Source organism: Ornithinibacter sp., assembly GCF_035443565.1.
Classification (GTDB): Bacteria; Actinomycetota; Actinomycetes; order Actinomycetales; family Dermatophilaceae; genus Fodinibacter.
Window position 1 is genome coordinate 1 of sequence record NZ_DAORSO010000430.1, and the last position, 1,077, is coordinate 1,077.

General features: G+C 67.9%; 1 protein-coding gene. It reads right to left on the bottom strand.

Going from position 1 to position 1,077, the window contains the following annotated elements; all coding sequences use genetic code 11:
- A partial coding sequence (lexA, locus tag PLL68_RS15735) for a transcriptional repressor LexA (RefSeq protein ID WP_324535713.1) occupies positions 1–701 on the bottom strand: 701 nt, incomplete at its 3' end.
- Between the last annotated feature and the right edge of the window lie 376 nt (positions 702–1,077).

A 1,077-nucleotide genomic window follows, 5' to 3' on the forward strand; every position in this document is an offset into this window, starting at 1 on the left:
GTGACCTTGCCCAGGATCGTCGCGTGGTCTCCGTCGATGGGTGAGAACTCCGGGTTGTGCGGCATCAGCCAGACCTTGCCGTCGCGCCGCTTGAACGTCTTGACGGTGGCCTCGTTGTCGAGCATCGCAGCGACGATGTCCCCGTTCTCGGCGTTGGGCTGCTGGCGCACGACGACCCAGTCGCCGTCGCAGATCGCGGCGTCGATCATCGAGTCGCCGACGACCCGCAGGAGGAACAGCGACCCCTCGCCGACGATCTGGCGGGGGAGGGGGAAGACGTCCTCGACGACCTCGTCGGCGGTGATCGGCACGCCGGCGGCGATCTGGCCGAGCACCGGAACGTAGGTGGCCTCCGGGCGCTGGTCGTTGATGCCGGTGACGTCCTCGTCGTCGTGGTCGGGCACGCCGCGGTAGCCGGGCTCGTCGCTCGCGGTGTCGGGGGAGATGACCTCGATCGCCCGGGGGCGGTTCGGGTCGCGGCGCAGGTAGCCCTTGCGCTCCAGGGCCGACAGCTGGTGGGCGACCGAGCTGGGGGAGGTCAGGCCGACGGCGTCGCCGATCTCGCGCATGCTCGGCGGGTACCCGCGCCGGTCGATGGAGTTGCGGATGACCTCGAGGACCTTGCGCTGGCGATGGGTGAGCGCCCCGCCGTCGCCGCGGTCGGGCATCTCGTGGATGTCGGCGTTCCTCGGACGTGCCATGTCGACCCCTTCGGTCACGGTCATCGGCGCTGGTGTCAGTTCCGGTCTTTTCGCAGGTCAGGCCGACTGTCGGTGCTCGTCGGCAGGATCTCCTGCATGACGACACCCTACGAGGCTCGTACAGAGAATTCAAACATTTCTTCGAGGTGTGTCTTGAGTGGCTCGAACATTCGTGCTACAACTCGTACAGACGTTCTATCGAACACCGGTTCGACGGCGGCCCCGGCCACCGAGATGGAGGAGACATCATGAGTGCACTCGCGTGGGACCACACCGAGCTCGGGTACGCCGGCTCGGCCCCGAAGCGTCCGCACCTCGTGCTCGTGCAGGGTGGTGCGCGAACCACGGCGGATGCCGGTGGCGTTCGCCTCACGCG